We start from the raw sequence: 21,985 nt of genomic DNA, 5'->3' as shown, positions 1-21,985 counted from the left end.
TCCTTGAAGCCCTGCCTCACGCTCCCTCAGAATTTGGCTGGATCCGGGGAAACCCGGGTCCAGCCGAACCTGTCTCAGAAAGGGACCTTGTCGACAGGTCTTTTTCTTAGATGCGGTTTACGTGATCGGGAGGCGGCCATTCGGGACGGCAGCCATGAATTGATCCGAGCGCTCTATCTCGTATGGGCAAGATGCCGAAGCCCGGCGGCATCCTTGTCCGGTGAGAAATTCGAAAGGTGACATCTGACATGGCTCAAACGTTCCTTGGCCAGAAACGTCTTCGCAAGTACTATGGCAAGATCCGCGAAGTGCTGGATATGCCGAACCTCATCGAGGTTCAGAAATCCTCCTACGACCTGTTCCTTCGCTCCGGGGATGCCGACGTGCCCCTTGACGGTGAAGGCATCAACGGTGTCTTTCAGTCGGTCTTTCCGATCAAGGATTTCAACGAAAACTCCGTTCTGGAGTTCGTGAAATACGCGCTGGAAAAGCCGAAATACGACGTCGAAGAATGCATGCAGCGCGACATGACCTATTCGGCGCCGCTGAAGGTGACCCTGCGTCTGATCGTCTTTGATGTGGATGAAGATACCGGCGCCCGTTCGGTCAAGGACATCAAGGAACAGGACGTCTTCATGGGCGACATGCCCCTGATGACTCCGAACGGCACCTTTGTCGTCAACGGCACCGAGCGTGTGATCGTCAGCCAGATGCACCGTTCGCCCGGTGTGTTCTTTGACCACGACAAGGGCAAGACGCATTCTTCGGGTAAACTGCTCTTTGCCTGCCGCATCATCCCGTACCGCGGCTCATGGCTGGATTTCGAATTCGACGCCAAGGACATCGTCTTTGCCCGTATCGACCGTCGCCGCAAGCTGCCTGTGACCACCCTGCTTTATGCGCTGGGGCTGGACCAGGAAGGCATCATGGATGCCTATTACAACACGGTCACCTTCAAGCTTGAGAAAAGCCGTGGCTGGGTCACCCCGTTCTTCCCGCAGCGTGTGCGCGGCACCCGTCCGACCTATGATCTGGTCGATGCCGCCACAGGTGAAATCTTTGCCGAAGCCGGCAAGAAGGTCACCCCGCGCGCGGTCAAGAAGATGATTGACGAAGGCACCATCACCGAGCTTCTGGTGCCGTTTGAACATATCGTTGGCAAATACGTTGCCAAGGATATCATCAACGAAGAAACCGGCGCCATCTACGTGGAAGCAGGCGACGAGCTGACCCTTGAATTCGACAAGGACGGCGATCTGATCGGCGGCACCGTCAAAGAGCTGATCGATGCAGGCGTGACCGAGATCCCGGTACTGGACATCGATAACGTCAACGTCGGTCCCTACATGCGCAACACCATGGCGATGGACAAGAACATGGGCCGCGATACCGCGCTCATGGACATCTACCGCGTCATGCGCCCGGGCGAGCCGCCCACCGTCGAGGCCGCTTCTGCGCTCTTCGACACCCTGTTCTTCGACAGCGAGCGCTATGACCTCTCTGCGGTTGGCCGTGTGAAGATGAACATGCGCCTGGCTCTGGACGCCGAGGACACGATGCGCACCCTGCGCAAGGAAGACATCATCGCCTGTATCAAGGCGCTGGTGGAACTGCGTGACGGCAAGGGCGACATCGACGACATCGACCACCTGGGCAACCGCCGGGTGCGTTCGGTTGGCGAGCTGATGGAAAACCAGTACCGTGTCGGCCTGCTGCGCATGGAACGTGCCATCAAGGAGCGCATGTCCAGTGTCGAGATCGACACCGTGATGCCGCAGGATCTGATCAACGCGAAACCGGCGGCCGCCGCTGTGCGTGAATTCTTCGGCTCCTCGCAGCTGTCGCAATTCATGGACCAGACCAACCCGCTGTCCGAAGTCACCCACAAACGCCGCCTCTCGGCGCTTGGGCCGGGCGGTCTGACCCGCGAGCGTGCAGGCTTTGAGGTCCGCGACGTGCACCCGACCCACTATGGCCGGATGTGCCCGATTGAAACGCCGGAAGGTCCGAACATCGGTCTGATCAACTCGCTGGCCACCTTTGCCCGCGTGAACAAGTACGGCTTCATCGAGACGCCCTACCGTGTCGTCAAGGACGCGCAGGTCACCGACGAAGTGCACTACATGTCCGCGACCGAGGAAATGCGCCACACCGTGGCCCAGGCTAACGCGGCTCTGGATGCGGACGGCAAGTTCCAGAACGATCTGGTCTCCACCCGTCAATCCGGTGATTACACCCTGGCTCCGCGCGAAAGCGTTGATCTGATTGACGTGTCGCCCAAGCAGCTGGTCTCGGTTGCGGCCTCGCTCATTCCGTTCCTGGAAAACGACGACGCCAACCGCGCTCTGATGGGTTCGAACATGCAGCGTCAGGCGGTTCCGCTCCTGCGTGCCGAGGCGCCCCTGGTCGGCACCGGTATCGAGGAAATCGTGGCCCGCGACTCGGGCGCTGCGATCATGGCGAAACGCGCCGGTATCATCGACCAGGTCGATGCCCAGCGTATCGTGATCCGGGCGACCTCGGATCTGGAACTGGGCGATGCGGGCGTGGATATCTACCGCATGCGCAAGTTCCAGCGGTCCAACCAGAACACCTGCATCAACCAGCGTCCGCTGGTGAGGGTGGGTCAGGAAGTGCGCAAGGGCGAAGTGATTGCTGACGGTCCGTCGACCGATATGGGTGAACTGGCCCTCGGCAAGAACGTCGTCGTCGCCTTCATGCCCTGGAACGGCTACAACTACGAAGACTCCATCCTGATCTCCGAGCGGATTGCCCGCGACGACGTCTTCACCTCGATCCACATCGAGGAATTCGAAGTCGCCGCCCGTGACACCAAGCTCGGCCCGGAAGAGATCACCCGCGACATCCCGAACGTGGGTGAAGAGGCGCTGCGCAACCTCGATGAGGCGGGTATCGTCTACATCGGCGCGGACGTGGAGCCGGGTGACATCCTGGTCGGCAAGATCACTCCGAAGGGCGAAAGCCCGATGACGCCGGAAGAAAAGCTTCTGCGCGCCATCTTTGGTGAGAAGGCATCGGACGTGCGCGACACCTCCCTGCGTGTGAAGCCGGGCGACTACGGCACCGTGGTCGAAGTGCGTGTCTTCAACCGCCACGGCGTTGAAAAAGACGAGCGCGCGCTGCAGATCGAGCGTGAGGAAGTCGAACGCCTCGCCCGTGACCGCGACGACGAGCTGGCGATCCTGGATCGCAACATCTACGCCCGTCTGCGCGGCATGCTGCTGGGCAAAACCGCGGTCAAAGGCCCGAAAGGCATCAAGCCGGGCTCGGAAATCACCGAAGAGCTGCTGGCATCGCTCAGCCGTGGTCAGTGGTGGATGCTCGCCCTGGAAGACGAGCAGGACGCCCAGATCCTTGAGGCCCTGAACGAGCAGTACGAAGCGCAGAAACGCGCACTGGATGCCCGTTTCGAAGACAAGGTCGAAAAGGTCCGTCGCGGCGACGATCTGCCCCCGGGTGTGATGAAGATGGTCAAGGTCTTCATCGCCGTGAAGCGCAAGCTTCAGCCGGGCGACAAGATGGCCGGCCGTCACGGCAACAAGGGTGTGATCTCGAAAGTGGTGCCGATGGAGGACATGCCGTTCCTCGCCGATGGGACTCCGGTCGATTTCTGTCTGAACCCGCTGGGCGTTCCGTCGCGTATGAACGTTGGTCAGATCCTTGAAACCCACATGGGCTGGGCCGCACGCGGTCTTGGCATCAAGGTGGACGATGCGCTGCAGGAATACCGTCGCTCCGGCGATCTCACCCCGGTGCGCGATGCGATGCATCACGCCTATGGCGAGAACGTCTATGACGAAGGGATCGCCGAGATGAGCGAGACCGATCTCCTTGAGGCGGCAGCCAATGTGACCCGCGGTGTGCCGATTGCAACGCCTGTCTTTGACGGCGCCAAAGAGGCAGACGTCAACGATGCGCTGGTGCGGGCTGGCTTTGACACCTCCGGTCAGTCGATCCTGTTCGACGGCCGCACCGGTGAGCAATTCGCGCGTCCCGTCACCGTTGGCATCAAGTACCTCTTGAAACTGCACCACCTGGTCGACGACAAGATCCACGCGCGTTCGACTGGTCCGTACTCCCTCGTCACGCAGCAGCCGCTGGGTGGTAAGGCGCAGTTCGGTGGTCAGCGTTTCGGGGAGATGGAGGTCTGGGCTCTGGAAGCTTACGGCGCCGCCTACACCCTGCAGGAGATGCTCACCGTCAAGTCGGATGACGTCGCAGGCCGGACCAAGGTCTATGAAAGCATCGTCAAGGGCGAAGACAACTTCGAAGCGGGCGTACCGGAATCGTTCAACGTTCTGGTCAAGGAAGTCCGTGGTCTCGGCCTGAATATGGAACTCCTGGATGCGGAGGTTGAGGAGTAAGGGCGCTTGCCCTTCTCCCGTCCCCCCTTCCGCAAAATTTGAGGTATCAAAATGAACCAGGAAATCACCAACAACCCGTTCAACCCGCTGACGCCGCCGAAGGTTTTCGACGAGATCAAAGTCTCGCTGGCGTCGCCGGAACGGATTCTGTCGTGGTCCTATGGCGAAATCAAAAAGCCCGAGACCATCAACTACCGGACCTTCAAGCCCGAGCGTGACGGTCTGTTCTGCGCCCGTATCTTTGGCCCGATCAAAGACTACGAATGCCTCTGCGGCAAATACAAGCGCATGAAATATCGCGGCGTTGTCTGCGAAAAATGCGGTGTGGAAGTTACCCTGCAAAAGGTCCGCCGCGAGCGTATGGGCCACATCGAACTGGCTGCGCCCGTCGCCCACATCTGGTTCCTGAAGTCGCTTCCCTCCCGCATCGGCCTGATGCTGGACATGACCCTGCGCGATCTGGAGCGGGTTCTCTACTTTGAGAACTACGTGGTGATCGAGCCGGGCCTCACCGATCTCACCTACGGTCAGATGATGACCGAAGAAGAGTTCATGGACGCGCAGGACCAGTACGGCATGGACGCCTTCACCGCCAATATCGGCGCCGAAGCGATCCGTGAAATGCTGGCTGCGATCGATCTGGAAGCCGAAGCCGAGCAGCTGCGCGCCGATCTGGCCGAAGCCACTGGTGAGTTGAAGCCCAAGAAGATCATCAAGCGTCTGAAAGTGGTCGAAAGCTTCCTCGAGTCGGGCAACCGCCCGGAATGGATGATCATGACCGTGATCCCTGTCATCCCGCCGGAACTGCGGCCGCTGGTGCCGCTGGATGGGGGCCGTTTCGCGACTTCTGACCTCAACGACCTTTACCGTCGTGTGATCAACCGGAACAACCGTCTGAAGCGCCTGATCGAGCTGCGCGCGCCCGATATCATCGTGCGCAACGAAAAGCGGATGCTGCAGGAATCCGTTGACGCCCTGTTTGACAACGGCCGCCGTGGCCGGGTCATCACCGGCGCCAACAAGCGTCCGCTGAAATCGCTTTCGGACATGCTGAAAGGGAAACAGGGCCGCTTCCGTCAGAACCTTTTGGGTAAGCGCGTCGACTTCTCGGGTCGTTCGGTCATCGTGACCGGCCCGGAACTTAAACTGCACCAGTGCGGTCTGCCGAAGAAGATGGCGCTCGAACTCTTCAAGCCCTTCATCTACTCGCGTCTGGAAGCCAAAGGTCTGTCCTCCACCGTGAAGCAGGCGAAGAAGCTGGTCGAAAAAGAGCGCCCCGAAGTGTGGGATATCCTCGATGAGGTGATCCGCGAACACCCCGTCATGCTGAACCGTGCGCCGACGCTGCACCGTCTTGGCATTCAGGCGTTTGAACCCACGCTGATCGAAGGCAAGGCGATCCAGCTGCACCCGCTGGTCTGCTCGGCCTTTAACGCCGACTTTGACGGTGACCAGATGGCCGTGCACGTGCCGCTGAGCCTTGAGGCCCAGCTGGAAGCGCGCGTCCTGATGATGTCCACCAACAACGTTCTGTCGCCCGCAAACGGCGCGCCGATCATCGTTCCCTCGCAGGATATGATCCTGGGTCTCTACTATGTGACCCTCGAACGCGAAGGCATGGTGGGTGAAGGCAAGATCTTCGGCACCATCGAGGAAGTCGAACACGCGCTGAACGCCGGTGAAGTGCACCTGCACTCCAAGATCACCGCGCGTGTTCCTCAGATCGACGAGGAAGGCAACGAGGTTCTCAAGCGTTTCGAGACCACGCCCGGCCGTGTGCGTCTGGGTGCGCTTCTGCCCAAGAACGCCAAGGCGCCGTTCGAACTGGTGAACCGTCTTCTGCGGAAGAAAGAGGTGCAGCAGGTCATCGACACCGTCTACCGTTACTGCGGTCAGAAAGAGTCGGTCATCTTCTGTGACCAGATCATGACCATGGGCTTCCGCGAGGCGTTCAAGGCGGGCATTTCGTTCGGCAAGGACGACATGGTGATCCCCGAGGGCAAGTGGCCCATCGTGGACGAAACCCGTGATCAGGTGAAAGACTTCGAACAGCAGTACATGGACGGCCTGATTACCCAGGGCGAAAAGTACAACAAGGTTGTCGATGCCTGGTCCAAGTGTAACGACCGCGTCACCGAGGCGATGATGAACACCATCTCCGCCGACAAGCGTGACGAGAATGGCGCCGTGATGGAGCCGAACTCGGTCTACATGATGGCCCACTCCGGTGCGCGTGGCTCGGTTACGCAGATGAAACAGCTGGGCGGTATGCGGGGCCTGATGGCCAAGCCGAACGGCGACATCATCGAGACCCCGATCATCTCGAACTTCAAAGAGGGTCTGACCGTTCTGGAGTACTTCAACTCCACCCACGGTGCCCGTAAGGGTCTGTCGGATACCGCTCTGAAGACGGCGAACTCTGGCTACCTGACCCGCCGTCTTGTGGACGTGGCTCAGGACTGCATCGTGCGCGAGCATGACTGTGGCACCGAGCGTGCGATCACCGCAGAGGCCGCGGTCAACGACGGTGAAGTGGTCGCCTCCATCGGCGAGCGTATCCTGGGTCGTGTGGCTGCCGAGGACATCAAGCGTCCCGGCACCGAGGAGATCCTGGTTGCCCAGGGTCAGCTCATCGACGAACGCATGTCCGATGCGGTCCAGGAAGCCGGTGTCGCCACTGCGCGTATCCGCTCGCCGCTGACCTGTGAAAGCGAAGAGGGCGTCTGCGCCATGTGCTATGGTCGTGACCTCGCACGCGGCACCATGGTCAACTCGGGTGAAGCTGTCGGCATCATCGCCGCGCAGTCGATCGGTGAACCGGGTACACAGCTGACGATGCGGACCTTCCACATCGGCGGTGTTGCCCAGGGTGGCCAGCAGTCGTTCCTCGAAGCAAGCCAGCAAGGCACCATCGTCTTCGAGAACGCGCAGACCCTGAAGAACTCCAGCGGTGAAACGCTGGTGGTCGGTCGGAACATGAAGATCATCATTCAGGACGATCAGGGCGAAGAGCGGGCCAGCCACAAGCTGGGCTACGGCTCCAAGCTGTTCGTGACCGAAGGCCAGAAAGTGGCGCGCGGCGACAAGCTGTTCGAATGGGACCCCTACACCCTGCCGATCATCGCCGAAAAGCCGGGTACCGCGAAATACGTCGACCTCGTCTCGGGTCTTGCGGTGCGCGACGAGACCGACGAAGCCACCGGCATGACCCAGAAGATCGTGATCGACTGGCGGGCGGCGCCGCGTGGCAACGACCTCAAGCCGGAAATCATCCTTGTGGATGCTGACGGTGAGCCGGTCCGCAACGATCTGGGCAACCCGGTGACCTACCCGATGTCCGTTGACGCGATCCTGTCCTGTGAAGACGGGCAGCTGATCGAGGCCGGTGACGTTGTCGCGCGTATCCCGCGTGAGGGCGCCAAGACCAAGGACATCACCGGTGGTCTGCCCCGTGTGGCCGAACTGTTTGAAGCGCGTCGTCCTAAAGACCACGCGATCATCGCGGAAATCGATGGTTACGTGCGCTTTGGCCGCGACTACAAGAACAAGCGCCGCATCTCGATCGAACCGGCAGATGAGACGCTGGAAACCGTCGAATACATGGTGCCCAAGGGCAAGCACATCCCGGTGCAGGAAGGCGACTTCGTGCAGAAGGGTGACTACATCATGGACGGGAATCCGGCGCCGCATGACATCCTCTCCATCATGGGTGTCGAGGCTCTGGCCAACTACATGATCGACGAGGTTCAGGACGTCTATCGCCTGCAGGGTGTGAAGATCAACGACAAGCACATCGAGGTGATCGTTCGCCAGATGCTGCAGAAGTGGGAGATCTCCGACTCCGGTGACACGACGCTGCTGAAAGGCGAGCACGTGGACAAGCAGGAGTTCGACCAGGCCAACGAGAAGGCGCTGGCCCGTGGCAAGCGTCCGGCTCAGGGCGAGCCGATCCTTCTGGGTATCACCAAGGCGTCCTTGCAGACCCGCTCCTTCATCTCGGCGGCCTCCTTCCAGGAGACCACCCGCGTGCTTACCGAAGCTTCGGTTCAGGGCAAGAAGGACAAGCTGGTCGGCCTCAAGGAGAACGTCATCGTGGGCCGCCTGATCCCGGCCGGCACCGGTGGGGCCACCCAGCAGATGCGTCACATCGCGCAAAGCCGCGACAACGTGGTGCTGGAAGCCCGCCGCGAAGAGGCCGAGGCCGCAGCGGCCCTGGCCGCGCCGGTCATGGACGACGATCTGTCGGGCGGCGATTTCGACAATCTGGTGGAAACCCCGGAAAGCCGCGATTGATCTGCCGATCACATGAGAAAATGAAAGACCCCCGCGCCGATGGTGCGGGGGTTTTCTTTTGGGAGATGCAAAACGCAAACCCTCTTTTCAAATTGAGACTTTGGGTGTTTTCTGCTGCTTAAGAGAGCGCTGAGGCGCATTCACCTAATCCGCAGATTTTCCAACCCAGACGGAGTGCCGGATGACCCCAAACCAGACTGGTGCCCTGTTGATGATGGGCAGCATGGCGGCCTTCACCTTTAACGACACGCTGGTGAAAACGGTGGGCGCCGACCTGCCGCTGTCGCAGATATTGGTCATTCGGGGTGGGGCTGCGACGGTGCTGATCTTCCTGTTGGCACGTTACCTAGGCAGCCTGCGGATGAACCTGCCGCGGCGGGACTGGATGCTGGTGCTGGGGCGCTGCCTGTCCGAGGCGGGGGCGACTTTTCTGTTCCTCAGCGCCCTGATGTTGATGCCGCTGGCAAATGTGACGGCGGTCTTGCAGATGTTGCCGCTGACCGTCACCCTGGGCGCTGCGCTGTTCTTTCGCGAAAGCATCGGCTGGCGGCGCATGGCGGCGATCCTTGCGGGCTTCGTGGGCATGCTGCTGATCGTGCGGCCGGGACCGGAGGGATTTGACAGTGCGTCCCTCTATGCCCTCGGCGCGGTGGGCTGCGTGACCGCGCGGGATCTGTTCACCCGAAAGATGTCAGCGGCAGTGCCGTCGATGACTGTGACGCTGATGGCATCACTGACGGTCTTTGCATTCGGGCTGGTCTACAGCACCCAGCAGGATTGGCAGCCCATGCGAGGTGACCACTGGCGGATGTTGCTGCAGGCGGCCTGTTTCATTTTCGCAGGCTATCTGTTCTCGGTCATGGCGATGCGCAACGGAGACGTGGCCGCTGTGTCCCCCTTTCGCTACACGGGTCTGCTTTGGGCGATCTTCCTTGGCTGGTACGTGTTCGATGCGCTGCCAAGCGGCCTGACCTTGATCGGCGCGGCCATCGTTGTGGCTGCGGGTCTATTCACCCTTTACCGGGAGCGGCAGCAGGCAGGGGGATGAAAACGCCCGTGCGACCGCGGCATTGTCCACGTTGAAGGTGCGCTTCAGGTGGTCGACCTCTTCGGCGGTGACCGGTGAAAGCCTGACCTTCTTGCCGCGTCCTTTAGAACGGGAGTCATTGAACCCGTTATGCCCCCGCATGTACATATCGCCATCGGGAAAGGTGAGCGTCGGGGTCTCTTTCCACAGGATGTGATGGCCCTGATGCATGATCGTCCGATCCGACCCACCCGGCACCACCACGCCAAGGGAAAGCGCCGCATAAGCCTCACGGTCTGGGGTGATCGACAGACCTTCCGGGCCAGCCCGGTAGATATAGCCCCGGTTGAAGTCGATGGTGGTCAGCGGATAGCGCTGCCAGACTGGTTTCAGATCCTGGGCGGCCTGCTTCAGTCGTGCGATGAAATTCACCGCCATGGCATCGTCGTCATCCAGGCGGAATTGTAAACAGGGCGCCCCGGCATCTTCGCGGGCGGCGTTCAGTACGCGGATCATCTGGCGGCGGTGATTGTCTGGGGGCTGCATCGAGACGGCCACGTTCGGGAGGTCTTCGGTCAGCGCAAGAAGCCGTTCCAGATAGGCCTCGGGAAAGCACTCTCCAACCACCACATGAAGCTGAAAGTCCTGATCCGTCTGAGCGATGACCGAGGGCAGGCTGATGGTTTCAAAGAGGCGGAACCGTTCTTCGAGCCGTGCGGGCGCATAAAGGAAGGCACGACGCTCGGCGAGATTTTCGTGCACGATCTTGTAGCCCCCAAGCCCGACATAGGAGAAACGGCACAATCCGATAACCTGCATGGAGTGGGGTCCTCTTCGATCTGGCGGCGGGGCAGGGGGTCAGCGGGCGCCAAAGACACTGCGGACATGGTCTTGCCGTATGGCAAAGCGGGCTTCGAATTCGCAAATCTGTGCGGGCGTCAGCGGGGTGACGCGAACGGGTTTAACGGGCTTTTGTCGAGAGTCGTTGTAGCCGTTGTGAGTGCGCACGAACATCGGCTGATCGCTGATCGTCACGGTGGGCATGAACCGCAGGATCTTTTCATGGGCAAAGTTCATGATGGTCAGGTTGCAGCCCCCCTGCACATACATCCCGAGTGAGGCCACATAGTAAGGCCGGTGGATTTCCGTCGCCGCGATCCCGTCCTCGCCCAGTTCGGCCACATAGCCCTGATTGAAATCCACCGCGACGGTCTTGTTCCTCTGGATCAGGCCGGGGCAGTCCTGAACCGTCTGCCGCAGCCGCTCGACAAAATCGACAGATACGGCATCGTCATCGTCATGGCGGAACTGCAGGCAGGGCGCGGCGGGATCGCGGCGCGCCTTGTTCAGGATCTCTTTCATCACCTGCCGCTGTTTGCGCGGTGGCTCGCTGTGGATGCGCACCTGGGGCATGCCCGCAGTGATGTCGTGGAGCCGGTCGCGATGATGCTTGGGCAGGCTATCCCCGATAACGATGATCAGCTCGAAATCCTGATCGGTCTGCGCGCGCAGGCAGGGCAGGGCGACGGTCTCCATCAATTGGAACCGTTCTTCCAGGCGCTGGTCGGCGTACAGATAGGCGATCCGTTCTTCCAGGCTATCGTGCTCGACCTGAAAACCACCGATTGCGGGGTAGGAAAAACGACATAGGCCGATGACTTGCATGAGGGAGCCGTCCTGATTATCCACTGCGCGACTGGACTATGCATGGCGCCCGGCCGACGGGCAAGGAAAGCGTTCGCTGGGCGCGCTTGCGGGAGTTCATCGCCAGTTCCCGGCAGATCCCGGCGCAGGGCGGTGCGAAAGGGCCTGCTGCGGTTGACAACTCCGCCGACTCCCCATATACGCGCGCCTATCCGGCATCCGGGGGCCGCCCCTAAAGCCGATATCACTATTGTAGTGGCACAAGGTTCGGGCACTTTTATCACCCGGATCCTCTGTAAACCCACCGCGTCGTTCACCTCGGAATGGGAACGAATGCGGTTTTTGCGCTTGCGGACGCGTAAGTGCCGGAAATATGAGCCGCACGCTTTATCGCGTGCATGACATGACAGTTGCGAAACGGGGAATAGACCGGAATGCCAACGATTCAACAGCTGATCCGCAAGCCGCGGCAGCCGAAAGTAAAACGCTCCAAGTCCATGCATCTGGAGCAGTGCCCCCAAAAGCGCGGCGTATGTACCCGCGTTTACACCACCACACCGAAGAAACCGAACTCCGCTATGCGGAAAGTGGCCAAGGTTCGCCTGACCAACGGTTTCGAAGTGATCTCCTACATCCCGGGTGAAAGCCACAACCTTCAGGAACACTCTGTGGTTCTGATCCGCGGCGGTCGTGTAAAAGACCTTCCCGGTGTGCGTTACCACATCCTTCGCGGTGTTCTGGATACCCAGGGCGTCAAAGACCGTAAGCAGCGCCGCTCCAAGTATGGCGCGAAGCGTCCTAAGTAAGAAGAAGGATAAGCAAAGATGTCACGCCGTCACGCTGCTGAAAAACGCGAAGTTCTGCCCGACGCCAAATATGGCGACCGCGTTCTGACCAAATTCATGAACAACCTGATGATCGATGGTAAGAAATCGGTCGCAGAAAAAATCGTCTACAACGCATTCGACCGCGTTGAAGCCAAGATCAAGCGCGCGCCCGTGGAAGTGTTCCACGAAGCCCTCGACAACGTGAAGCCCTCGGTTGAGGTTCGCTCGCGTCGTGTGGGTGGTGCCACCTACCAGGTTCCGGTTGAAGTGCGCCCCGAGCGCCGCGAGGCCCTGGCCATCCGCTGGCTGATCACCGCTGCCCGCGGCCGCAACGAGAACACAATGGAAGAACGCCTCGCCGGTGAGCTGCTGGACGCTGTACAGTCCCGCGGTACCGCCGTTAAGAAGCGCGAAGACACCCACAAGATGGCAGAGGCCAACAAGGCCTTCTCGCACTATCGCTGGTAAACCCTTCAGAGGCTACACACCATGGCACGCGAATATCCGCTCGAACTATACCGTAACTTCGGTATCATGGCGCACATCGACGCAGGTAAGACCACCTGCTCTGAGCGTATCCTGTATTACACCGGCAAATCCCACAACATCGGTGAGGTGCACGATGGTGCAGCCACCATGGACTGGATGGAGCAGGAGCAGGAACGCGGGATCACCATCACCTCGGCTGCGACCACCACCTTCTGGGAACGCACCGAAGACGGTCAGACCGCTGATACCCCCAAGCACCGCCTGAACATCATCGACACTCCCGGCCACGTTGACTTCACCATCGAAGTTGAGCGTTCGCTGGCGGTTCTCGACGGTGCAGTCTGTGTTCTGGACGCCAACGCCGGCGTTGAACCCCAGACCGAAACCGTGTGGCGTCAGGCTGACCGCTACAAGGTTCCGCGTATGGTGTTCGTCAACAAGATGGACAAGATCGGCGCTGACTTCTTCAACTGCGTCCGCATGATCGAGGACCGCACCGGTGCCCGCGCGGTTCCGGTTGGTGTTCCGATCGGCGCAGAAAACGAACTCGAAGGCCTGATCGACCTGGTCACCATGGAAGAATGGCTGTGGCAGGGCGAAGACCTGGGCGCAAGCTGGGTCAAGGCTCCGATCCGCGACAGCCTGAAGGACATGGCCGATGAATGGCGCGGCAAGATGGTCGAAGCGGCCGTCGAGCAAGACGACGACGCCATGATGGAATACCTGGAAGGCAACGAGCCCGACGTTCCGACCCTGCGCAAACTGCTGCGCAAGGGTACCCTGGCGCTGGACTTCGTTCCGGTTCTGGGTGGCTCGGCGTTCAAGAACAAAGGTGTTCAGCCGCTGCTCAACGCTGTGATCGACTACCTGCCCAGCCCGCTGGACGTTGTCGATTACATGGGCTTCAAGCCGGGTGACGAAGAAGAAGTTCGTAACATCGCCCGCCGCGCGGACGACGACATGGCTTTCTCTGGCCTGGCGTTCAAGATCATGAACGACCCCTTCGTTGGCTCCCTGACTTTCACCCGGATCTATTCCGGCGTGATCAACAAGGGTGACAGCATCCTGAACTCGACCAAGGGCAAGAAAGAGCGCGTCGGTCGTATGATGATGATGCACTCCAACAACCGGGAAGAGATCGAAGAAGCCTTTGCGGGCGACATCATCGCGCTGGCGGGTCTGAAAGACACCACCACCGGTGACACCCTCTGCGATGCGAAGGAACCGGTGGTTCTGGAAACCATGACCTTCCCCGATCCGGTGATCGAGATCGCGGTCGAGCCCAAAACCAAGGGCGACCAGGAGAAAATGTCCCAGGGTCTGGCCCGTCTGGCCGCTGAAGATCCGTCCTTCCGTGTTGAGACCGACCTCGAGTCCGGTCAGACCATCATGAAGGGCATGGGCGAACTTCACCTGGACATCCTGGTGGATCGTCTCAAGCGTGAATTCAAAGTGGAAGCCAACATCGGTGCCCCGCAGGTGGCCTACCGCGAGACCATCGGTCACGAGGTCGAGCACACCTACACCCACAAGAAACAGTCGGGTGGTTCGGGTCAGTTCGCCGAGGTGAAGCTGATCATCTCGCCGACCGAAGCCGGCGAAGGCTACTCCTTCGAATCCCGCATCGTTGGCGGTGCTGTTCCGAAGGAATACATCCCCGGTGTTGAAAAAGGCATCCAGTCCGTCATGGACAGCGGCCCGCTGGCCGGCTTCCCCGTGATCGACTTCAAGGTTGCCCTGATCGACGGTAAGTTCCACGACGTTGACTCCAGCGTTCTGGCCTTCGAAATCGCAGCCCGTATGGCCATGCGTGAAGGTATGAAGAAAGCTGGCGCCAAACTACTGGAACCGATCATGAAAGTCGAAGTGATCACCCCGGAAGAATACACCGGTGGTATCATCGGCGACCTCACCTCCCGTCGTGGTCAGGTGTCGGGCCAGGAGAACCGCGGTAACGCGATCGCGATCAACGCCTTCGTGCCGCTGGCGAACATGTTCGGTTACATCAACACTCTGCGTTCGATGTCCTCGGGCCGCGCCCAGTTCACCATGCTGTTCGATCACTACGATCCGGTTCCGAACAATATCTCCGAAGAGATCCAGGCGAAATACGCGTAAGCGTCATGACATTGGAAGGTTCGCGGCCCGCGCGGACCTTCTTCCAACCAAAAGGAGGCCACCATGGCTAAGGAAAAGTTTGAGCGTAATAAACCGCACGTCAACATCGGCACCATCGGCCACGTTGACCACGGCAAGACCACGCTGACCGCAGCGATCACCAAGTACTTTGGTGACTTCAAGGCGTATGACCAGATTGACGGCGCGCCCGAAGAAAAGGCCCGCGGCATCACCATCTCGACCGCGCACGTTGAGTATGAAACCGACGCGCGTCACTACGCCCACGTCGACTGCCCCGGCCACGCCGACTACGTGAAGAACATGATCACCGGTGCGGCGCAGATGGACGGCGCGATCCTGGTTGTGAACGCAGCCGACGGCCCGATGCCCCAGACCCGGGAGCACATCCTGCTGGCGCGTCAGGTTGGCGTGCCTGCGCTGGTCGTGTTCATGAACAAGGTTGACCAGGTTGACGACGAAGAGCTGCTCGAGCTCGTCGAAATGGAAATCCGCGAACTGCTGTCGTCCTACGACTTCCCCGGCGACGATATTCCGATCGTTGCAGGCTCCGCCCTGGCGGCGATGGAAGGCCGTGACCCGGAAATCGGCGAGAACAAGATCCGCGAACTGATGGCAGCCGTGGACGAGTACATCCCGACCCCGGCACGTGCTGTCGACCAGCCGTTCCTGATGCCGATCGAAGACGTGTTCTCGATCTCCGGCCGTGGTACCGTTGTGACCGGCCGTGTCGAGCGTGGCGTGATCAACGTTGGCGACGAAATCGAAATCGTCGGCATCAAAGACACCACCAAGACCACCTGCACCGGCGTTGAAATGTTCCGCAAGCTGCTGGACCGCGGTGAAGCAGGCGACAACATCGGCGCGCTGCTGCGCGGTATCGACCGTGAGTCGGTTGAGCGTGGCCAGGTTCTGTGTAAGCCGGGCTCCGTGACCCCGCACACCAAGTTCGAAGCCGAAGCCTATATCCTGACCAAGGAAGAAGGCGGTCGTCACACCCCGTTCTTTGCGAACTACCGTCCGCAGTTCTACTTCCGCACCACCGACGTGACCGGCACCGTGACCCTGCCGGAAGGCACCGAGATGGTGATGCCGGGCGACAACCTGAAGTTCTCGGTTGAGCTGATCGCGCCGATCGCGATGGAAGACGGTCTGCGCTTCGCCATCCGCGAAGGCGGCCGCACCGTCGGCGCTGGCGTCGTTTCCAAAATCATTGAATAATGATTTTGGGAACAGTGGGTGACAGGCGATTTTCCATCGGAAAATCTGCCGAGAACCCACAGCGTTCCAAATAGAAAGGGCCTCCCTCGGGAGGCCCTTTTTTTGTTCATAGAATGAGATATCCTAGCTACAGAGGAAGTTGGAAGGTCATTTCATGTTGGTCAACGTGCCAAGTGCGGAAGGGCTGAATGAAGCTGCACTAAGAAGCTACTTTGACGTTTGGATGCGGACGGTAGAGATCTACACTGATTTCGCGGAAAGCCACGACTTGAACGTCGGAGACCTTCAAGCCGAACATGCCCATAAAGAACTTTGGGATGAGTACTCGAATGACGCTCAACAAGAAATTAGCCATCTAATTTCAATGCTATTGCAAGCAATTGAGCTCCGCCTAAAGTCTCTTGTAGCACAGGTCAGTCCCTATCTTCTGTTGCTGAATGGTTCTTTTCAGTTTTCCCGAAAGGAAGCGCAGATAGACTTTGCAAGTTTGAAAACTCTGGACGCTATAGATCTACCTCGCGCAGTTATCGCTCTTACTGATTACGAATTGCCTCAGTCCTTTGAGCCAAGGTTTGATGAATTGAGGAGGATTAGAAATAGGATGATGCATCTCGGCGTACATGAAGCAGCTTTTGAACCTAGCGAACTGATTGCAACATTGGTGGAAGTTTATGCTATCCTATGGAGAGAGGGAGAATGGCTCACCAATAGAGTAAAATATGACGGCAAAAGCGCACGGCGTTTTTTTCATGACTACGAATGGTCGTCGCCTGTGTCAGACGCAATGGCTGATTTGCGACACTTGCAAGCATTAATGAGCAATGAAATGTTCAAGATGTGCATAGGCGCAAAGAAGTCAAGCATTCAGATTTTCTGCCCCCACTGCCTCGAAAGTGCGGCCAGCGAACTTCGACGCGAACTAGGGTGCGCAACTGCCATTCAGACGGGTCACGATAGCGCGAAGTGTTTGATGTGCCAGGCTGACTTAACAATTGCGCTGGCAAGCGAGCCTTGCTCAGATTGTGGGAGCGTGCACTTTGTTACGATTCCTCAAGACGAATGTGCTCTCGTCTGTTGTAAACAATGCGGATGCTACTGATCCTATTTCCTGTTTGCAGTGTCGCTACCATTCTTCGTTGCCCTTGTTTCGTAGACCTAAATACATCCCAAACCCACCGTCCGCCCCACCCGCAACCGTTTCGCGCGCGAAACATCTTGCTCCCCCGGTCCAACGGGTGTAACAGGCCCCATCCCGCATGTCGGGAACAGGGCGGGGTGATTCCCGCCCTTTGGGTTCGATGAGGGCGCGCGGTGGTCGTGGGCCCTCCTCTCAACTCCAACGCCTACAAAAGGCTGACGAAATGCAAAGTCAAAACATTCGCATTCGGCTGAAGGCTTTTGATTACCGTGTACTGGATGCCAGCACACAGGAAATCGTGAACACTGCAAAGCGCACCGGCGCGCAGGTTCGTGGCCCGATCCCGCTTCCGAACAAGATCGAGAAATTCACCGTTCTGCGTGGTCCCCACGTGGACAAGAAATCCCGTGACCAGTTCGAAATCCGCACGCACAAGCGCCTGCTGGATATCGTTGATCCGACTCCCCAGACCGTGGACGCGCTGATGAAGCTCGACCTCGCCGCTGGTGTGGACGTCGAGATCAAGCTGCAGTCGTAAGATCGGAGGGTAATGAATATGCGCTCTGGTATTATCGCAAAGAAAGTCGGCATGACCCGGCTGTTCATGGAAGACGGCAAGCAGATCCCTGTCACCGTTCTTCACCTGGACGGTCTGCAGGTCGTTGCTCAGCGTACCGAAGACAAAGACGGCTACACCGCCGTTCAGCTGGGTGCAGGTTCGGCCAAGGTAAAGCGCGTCTCCAAGGCGATGCGTGGTCACTTTGCCGCTGCAAAGGTTGAGCCCAAGCGGAAGCTGGTCGAATTCCGCGTTCCCGCCGATGCCCTGATCGAAGTTGGCGCCGAAATCTCGGCTGAGCACTTCCTGACAGGTCAGAAAGTGGACGTGACCGGCACCTCGATCGGTAAAGGTTTCGCAGGCGCCATGAAGCGCTGGAACTTTGGTGGTCTGCGCGCCTCGCACGGTGTTTCGATCTCCCACCGTTCGCACGGCTCCACCGGCCAGTGTCAGGATCCCGGCAAGGTCTTCAAAGGCAAGAAAATGGCCGGCCACATGGGTGCTGCCCGCGTGACCACCCAGAACCTCGAAGTCGTGAAAACCGACGCCGAGCGTGGCCTGGTGTTCATCAAAGGCGCCGTGCCCGGTCCGAAATCCGGTTGGGTAACCGTCAAGGATGCCGTCAAGAAGAAAGCGCCCGAAGGTCTGCCCTTCCCGGCAGGTCTGAAGGCCGCAGCAACCGAAGCACCGGCGGAATCTCCCGCGGAAGGTGGTGAAGCATGAAACTTGATGTGATCAAACTCGACGGCGGCAAGGCAGGCGACATCGAACTGTCCGAAGACCTGTTCGGTCTGGAGCCGCGTGCGGACATCCTGCACCGTGTGGTCCGCTGGCAGCGCAACAACGCGCAGGCCGGTACCCACAAGGTCAAGACCCGCTCGGAGACCTCCTACTCGACCAAGAAGATCTACCGCCAGAAGGGCACCGGTGGCGCACGCCATGGTGACCGCAACGCGCCGATCTTCCGCAAGGGTGGTATCTACAAGGGTCCGACCCCGCGCAGCCACGGCCACGAGCTGACCAAGAAGTTCCGCAAGCTGGGCCTGCGCCACGCGCTGTCCGCCAAGGCAAAAGCGGGTGAACTGGTCGTGATCGAGGACGCAACCGCGGAAGGCAAGACCGCTGCTCTGGCCAAACAGGTGAAAAACCTGGGCTGGAAGCGCGCGCTGGTCATCGACGGTGCCTCGGTGAACGAGGGTTTCCTCAAAGCATCGCGCAACATCGAAGGTCTGGATATCCTGCCGACGATGGGTGCAAACGTCTATGACATCCTCAAGCGTGACACCCTGGTGATCACCAAGGCGGGTGTCGAAGCACTGGAGGCTCGACTGAAATGAGCGCGAAGGCAGAACACTACGACGTGATCCGCAAGCCGATCATCACCGAGAAATCCACCATGGCGTCTGAAGCCGGTGCAGTGGTTTTCGAAGTGGCGATCGACAGCAACAAGCCCCAGATCAAGGAGGCCGTCGAGGCGCTCTTTGGTGTGAAGGTCAAAGCGGTCAACACCACCATCACCAAGGGTAAGGTCAAACGTTTCCGCGGCCAGATCGGCCGTCGCAAGGACGTCAAGAAAGCCTATGTGACCCTGGAAGAAGGCAACACCATCGACGTGTCCACCGGACTCTGAGATCTGTTCCCTTTGCAAAGATCGAAGGCCCTCGCGAAAGCGGGGGCCTTTTTCGTTGTGCTAATTCATAAAGCTTCATATGTTCACCTTGAGGTTGATTTCTTGCAGTTCGAGCTGTTTGGGGTGAAGGTGCCATCTAGGACTGAATTTGATCGAAGGGTTGAGAAGTGGATTTCGGGAAATCCGAATTGGCTTCAGAGACTTGCTGCAAGTTGCGCGTTTGTTAGGTACAATAGACTGCCAGCAGGTTTCCGCCTTTCGGGCTTGCTGCATTGGGTCTCAAAGTTCGGCCCCATGGCTGCAGTGCCGGGCCTGTCTCATTTTGTGTATGGCACAATAACACTTTTTCAGGCCGGAACGGCCACAGCGGTGTTATTCGTCGTCTACTTGGTGACAAGCGTTTTCGATGCTCGCTCTGCGACCAGAGCCAAGGCCGTTAGTCTTGCTTCAGCGGAGGCATGGATCCGGTTTGGGGATCTTGTGAACTCAGTTAAGTCAGAGGCCACCCCGTTGGAAAATAAGGACATAAGCATCACTTCTGCGCTTGGCGTAATTGAAGCATATGCTCGTCAGGTGACAAGATCCCTAAAGGGTGAAGTCTCGGTCAGTCTGGCTCTCTATACGGGCGAAGCAAAGGATCAAATGTTGATCCGACATCGCAATACAGGCAACGAGAGACCTGTAAATCGCTCTCTTAAGAAGTTGGAAAGAGTTTTGGGGCATATTGCTTGCACTTATGGTCCACAGCCACGAGTTGTGCCGGATCTAAAAAAGTTCGGGAAAGAGGCTTACTTTAGTCCTACGCAATCCTCGTGCAACTACCGTTCAATTGTCCTGATACCTGTTGAGGCCAAGTCTACTAGGCAGATAATCGGGTTCATATCGGTGGATTGTGCAAGGCCGCACGCGTTTCATGGCGCCATAGCAGAAAAATTGGTGGTGACAACTGAGCCACTAGTGGCGCATATTGAGGAACAACACTAGGAGGATCGTATGGGTTGGGTCGTTTTACGTTCGCCGCAAGGCGTTGCGAATTCTTCGGCAGGGTCTAATTCTGTTCGCGCCAACAAACTATACAAACTCAAGCAAGCGGCCAAGAAGATCCGCGAGGATCATGCGGCTGGCAAGATCTCCGCTGACGAAGCCGCGAGGCAAATATCTGAGTTGTACTCGATGAACTCTGCGGGTGAGAAATTGTCAGGGCCGTCACTGTTAAGTGCGTAGGTCGATGACGTTGGGCATAGGCTGTCTCACGGGAGTGACGCGGAAAGCAGCCGTTTTGAGCTGTAGCCCATTGCCACCCCCGCCAACCTCTGCTACATCGCACCAATCCTGAAGGCCTCGGATTCGTCCGGGGCTGTCTCTTTTGTCGGGATGCTGAATAACCTGGGACCTTCGGGGCCCTTTAGATCGGTCACCTGACCCGCCGCATGCGGCACATCAGGGGGCTTTAACATAGCGGGTCCAAAGACAAGAACCTAAGGGCCTGCACGCTAAACGGAAGACAGAAAGCATGGCACTTAAGTCGTATAAACCGACGACGCCGGGCCAGCGTGGGCTGGTTCTGATCGACCGTTCGGAGCTTTGGAAAGGGCGTCCGGTCAAGTCTCTCACTGAGGGTCTGACCAAATCGGGCGGCCGGAACAACACCGGACGGATCACTTCTCGCCGCCGTGGTGGTGGCGCAAAGCGTCTTTACCGGATCGTTGACTTCAAACGGAACAAATTTGATGTCGCCGCAACCGTCGAGCGCATTGAATATGACCCCAACCGGACTGCCTTCATCGCATTGGTGAAGTATGAGGACGGCGAGCAGGCCTATATCCTGGCCCCTCAGCGTCTGGCAGTTGGTGACAAGGTCATTGCCTCCGCAAAGGCAGACATCAAGCCGGGCAACGCGATGCCGTTCTCGGGCATGCCGATCGGTACCATCATCCACAACATCGAAATGAAGCCCGGCAAAGGCGGCCAGATCGCCCGTGCAGCCGGTACTTATGCTCAGTTCGTTGGCCGTGACGGTGGTTACGCACAGATCCGCCTGTCCTCGGGCGAGCTGCGCATGGTCCGTCAGGAATGCATGGCAACCGTTGGTGCGGTTTCCAACCCCGACAACAGCAACCAGAACTTCGGCAAAGCCGGCCGTATGCGCCACAAGGGCAAGCGTCCTTCGGTGCGTGGTGTGGTCATGAACCCGATCGATCACCCGCACGGTGGTGGTGAAGGTCGTACCTCTGGTGGTCGTCACCCGGTGACCCCGTGGGGCAAGCCGACCAAGGGTAAGCGTACCCGCAACAAAAACAAAGCGTCGCAGAAGCTCATCATCCGCTCGCGTCACGCCAAGAAGAAGGGGCGTTAACATATGTCTCGCTCTGTATGGAAAGGTCCTTTCGTTGACAGCTATGTGCTTAAGAAAGCCGAAGCTGCACGTGAATCGGGCCGCAATGAAGTGATCAAGATCTGGTCGCGTCGCAGCACCATTCTGCCCCAGTTCGTGGGTCTGACCTTTGGTGTCTACAACGGCCAGAAACACATCCCTGTCAACGTCTCGGAAGACATGATCGGTCAGAAGTTTGGTGAGTATTCGCCGACCCGGACCTATTATGGTCATGCTGCGGACAAGAAAGCGAAGCGGAAGTAAG

Annotated in this window: 16 protein-coding genes; 14 read left to right on the top strand and 2 right to left on the bottom strand. The window is 58.8% G+C overall.

Annotated features, from left to right (window positions below; all coding sequences use genetic code 11):
- Positions 1–248 precede the first annotated feature (248 nt).
- The 3 genes from rpoB (at position 249) to AADA15_RS11720 (ending at position 9,726) form a co-directional block, all read left to right on the top strand.
- Positions 249–4,385, top strand: coding sequence for a DNA-directed RNA polymerase subunit beta (gene rpoB / locus AADA15_RS11730; protein ID WP_341641740.1), 4,137 nt, complete (start codon positions 249–251; stop codon positions 4,383–4,385).
- 51 nt (positions 4,386–4,436) lie between these two features.
- Positions 4,437–8,678, top strand: coding sequence for a DNA-directed RNA polymerase subunit beta' (gene rpoC / locus AADA15_RS11725; protein WP_341641739.1), 4,242 nt, complete (start codon positions 4,437–4,439; stop codon positions 8,676–8,678).
- Between the two features lie 181 nt (positions 8,679–8,859).
- Positions 8,860–9,726, top strand: coding sequence for a DMT family transporter (locus AADA15_RS11720; RefSeq protein WP_341641738.1), 867 nt, complete (start codon positions 8,860–8,862; stop codon positions 9,724–9,726).
- On the opposite strand, the gene AADA15_RS11715 is transcribed toward AADA15_RS11720, so the two are convergent.
- Both AADA15_RS11715 and AADA15_RS11710 read right to left on the bottom strand, forming a co-directional pair.
- Positions 9,685–10,524: a putative rhamnosyl transferase gene (locus AADA15_RS11715; RefSeq protein ID WP_341641737.1), complete on the bottom strand. Its 840-nt coding sequence runs from the start codon at positions 10,522–10,524 to the stop codon at positions 9,685–9,687. The two genes, AADA15_RS11720 and AADA15_RS11715, sit on opposite strands and share 42 nt — an antisense overlap.
- A 39-nt stretch (positions 10,525–10,563) precedes the next feature.
- Positions 10,564–11,370 carry a putative rhamnosyl transferase gene (locus tag AADA15_RS11710; RefSeq protein WP_341641736.1) on the bottom strand — a complete coding sequence of 269 codons (807 nt, stop codon included), beginning with the start codon at positions 11,368–11,370 and terminating at the stop codon, positions 10,564–10,566.
- A gap of 413 nt (positions 11,371–11,783) precedes the next feature.
- On the opposite strand from AADA15_RS11710, the gene rpsL reads away from it, so the two are divergent.
- The 11 genes from rpsL to rpsS all read left to right on the top strand — a co-directional run bounded on the left by rpsL (position 11,784) and on the right by rpsS (position 21,984).
- Positions 11,784–12,155, top strand: a complete 372-nt coding sequence (rpsL, locus tag AADA15_RS11705; protein ID WP_005621086.1) for a 30S ribosomal protein S12 — start codon at positions 11,784–11,786, stop codon at positions 12,153–12,155.
- An 18-nt stretch (positions 12,156–12,173) separates the two neighbouring features.
- Positions 12,174–12,644, top strand: coding sequence for a 30S ribosomal protein S7 (rpsG, locus tag AADA15_RS11700; RefSeq protein WP_192965361.1), 471 nt, complete (start codon positions 12,174–12,176; stop codon positions 12,642–12,644).
- A 21-nt stretch (positions 12,645–12,665) separates the two neighbouring features.
- Positions 12,666–14,783: an elongation factor G gene (fusA, locus tag AADA15_RS11695; protein WP_341641735.1), complete on the top strand. Its 2,118-nt coding sequence runs from the start codon at positions 12,666–12,668 to the stop codon at positions 14,781–14,783.
- A 63-nt stretch (positions 14,784–14,846) separates the two neighbouring features.
- Complete coding sequence (tuf, locus tag AADA15_RS11690; protein WP_341641734.1) at positions 14,847–16,022, top strand: elongation factor Tu; 1,176 nt, start codon at positions 14,847–14,849, stop codon at positions 16,020–16,022.
- 154 nt (positions 16,023–16,176) lie between these two features.
- Complete coding sequence (locus AADA15_RS11685; RefSeq protein ID WP_341641733.1) at positions 16,177–17,121, top strand: hypothetical protein; 945 nt, start codon at positions 16,177–16,179, stop codon at positions 17,119–17,121.
- Between the two features lie 262 nt (positions 17,122–17,383).
- Positions 17,384–17,698 carry a 30S ribosomal protein S10 gene (gene rpsJ / locus AADA15_RS11680; protein ID WP_005621947.1) on the top strand — a complete coding sequence of 105 codons (315 nt, stop codon included), beginning with the start codon at positions 17,384–17,386 and terminating at the stop codon, positions 17,696–17,698.
- Positions 17,699–17,716: 18 nt separating this feature from the next.
- Complete coding sequence (gene rplC, locus AADA15_RS11675) at positions 17,717–18,439, top strand: 50S ribosomal protein L3 (protein ID WP_341641986.1); 723 nt, start codon at positions 17,717–17,719, stop codon at positions 18,437–18,439.
- Positions 18,436–19,053, top strand: a complete 618-nt coding sequence (gene rplD, locus AADA15_RS11670; RefSeq protein WP_192965365.1) for a 50S ribosomal protein L4 — start codon at positions 18,436–18,438, stop codon at positions 19,051–19,053. The genes rplC and rplD overlap by 4 nt, the downstream gene beginning before the upstream one ends.
- A complete protein-coding gene (locus AADA15_RS11665) occupies positions 19,050–19,346 on the top strand; it encodes a 50S ribosomal protein L23 (protein ID WP_192965366.1) in 297 nt (98 codons plus the stop codon). The genes rplD and AADA15_RS11665 overlap by 4 nt, the downstream gene beginning before the upstream one ends.
- A 1,513-nt stretch (positions 19,347–20,859) precedes the next feature.
- Positions 20,860–21,702 (top strand): 50S ribosomal protein L2, encoded by an 843-nt coding sequence (gene rplB, locus AADA15_RS11660; protein ID WP_341641732.1) that lies wholly within the window; start codon positions 20,860–20,862, stop codon positions 21,700–21,702.
- Positions 21,703–21,705: 3 nt separating this feature from the next.
- The gene (gene rpsS, locus AADA15_RS11655) at positions 21,706–21,984 is read left to right on the top strand and encodes a 30S ribosomal protein S19 (protein ID WP_058335693.1); all 279 of its coding nucleotides are present in this window, start codon (positions 21,706–21,708) and stop codon (positions 21,982–21,984) included.
- The last annotated feature ends 1 nt before the right edge of the window (position 21,985 follow it).

The organism is Phycobacter sedimenti (genome assembly GCF_038148855.1).
GTDB lineage: Bacteria > Pseudomonadota > Alphaproteobacteria > Rhodobacterales > Rhodobacteraceae > Phycobacter > Phycobacter sedimenti.
The sequence above is the reverse complement of the archived record's forward strand: the minus strand, read 5'-3'. Positions and strand labels throughout refer to the sequence as shown.

Excerpts from the sequence above, each read along its gene's own strand:
- rpoB (WP_341641740.1), top strand. The coding sequence starts at position 249 with ATGGCTCAAACGTTCCTTGGCCAGAAACGTCTTCGCAAGTACTATGGC.
- rpoC (WP_341641739.1), top strand. The coding sequence starts at position 4,437 with ATGAACCAGGAAATCACCAACAACCCGTTCAACCCGCTGACGCCGCCG.
- AADA15_RS11720 (WP_341641738.1), top strand. The coding sequence starts at position 8,860 with ATGACCCCAAACCAGACTGGTGCCCTGTTGATGATGGGCAGCATGGCG.
- AADA15_RS11715 (WP_341641737.1), bottom strand. The coding sequence starts at position 10,524 with ATGCAGGTTATCGGATTGTGCCGTTTCTCCTATGTCGGGCTTGGGGGC.
- AADA15_RS11710 (WP_341641736.1), bottom strand. The coding sequence starts at position 11,370 with ATGCAAGTCATCGGCCTATGTCGTTTTTCCTACCCCGCAATCGGTGGT.
- rpsL (WP_005621086.1), top strand. The coding sequence starts at position 11,784 with ATGCCAACGATTCAACAGCTGATCCGCAAGCCGCGGCAGCCGAAAGTA.
- rpsG (WP_192965361.1), top strand. The coding sequence starts at position 12,174 with ATGTCACGCCGTCACGCTGCTGAAAAACGCGAAGTTCTGCCCGACGCC.
- fusA (WP_341641735.1), top strand. The coding sequence starts at position 12,666 with ATGGCACGCGAATATCCGCTCGAACTATACCGTAACTTCGGTATCATG.
- tuf (WP_341641734.1), top strand. The coding sequence starts at position 14,847 with ATGGCTAAGGAAAAGTTTGAGCGTAATAAACCGCACGTCAACATCGGC.
- AADA15_RS11685 (WP_341641733.1), top strand. The coding sequence starts at position 16,177 with ATGTTGGTCAACGTGCCAAGTGCGGAAGGGCTGAATGAAGCTGCACTA.
- rpsJ (WP_005621947.1), top strand. The coding sequence starts at position 17,384 with ATGCAAAGTCAAAACATTCGCATTCGGCTGAAGGCTTTTGATTACCGT.
- rplC (WP_341641986.1), top strand. The coding sequence starts at position 17,717 with ATGCGCTCTGGTATTATCGCAAAGAAAGTCGGCATGACCCGGCTGTTC.
- rplD (WP_192965365.1), top strand. The coding sequence starts at position 18,436 with ATGAAACTTGATGTGATCAAACTCGACGGCGGCAAGGCAGGCGACATC.
- AADA15_RS11665 (WP_192965366.1), top strand. The coding sequence starts at position 19,050 with ATGAGCGCGAAGGCAGAACACTACGACGTGATCCGCAAGCCGATCATC.
- rplB (WP_341641732.1), top strand. The coding sequence starts at position 20,860 with ATGGCACTTAAGTCGTATAAACCGACGACGCCGGGCCAGCGTGGGCTG.
- rpsS (WP_058335693.1), top strand. The coding sequence starts at position 21,706 with ATGTCTCGCTCTGTATGGAAAGGTCCTTTCGTTGACAGCTATGTGCTT.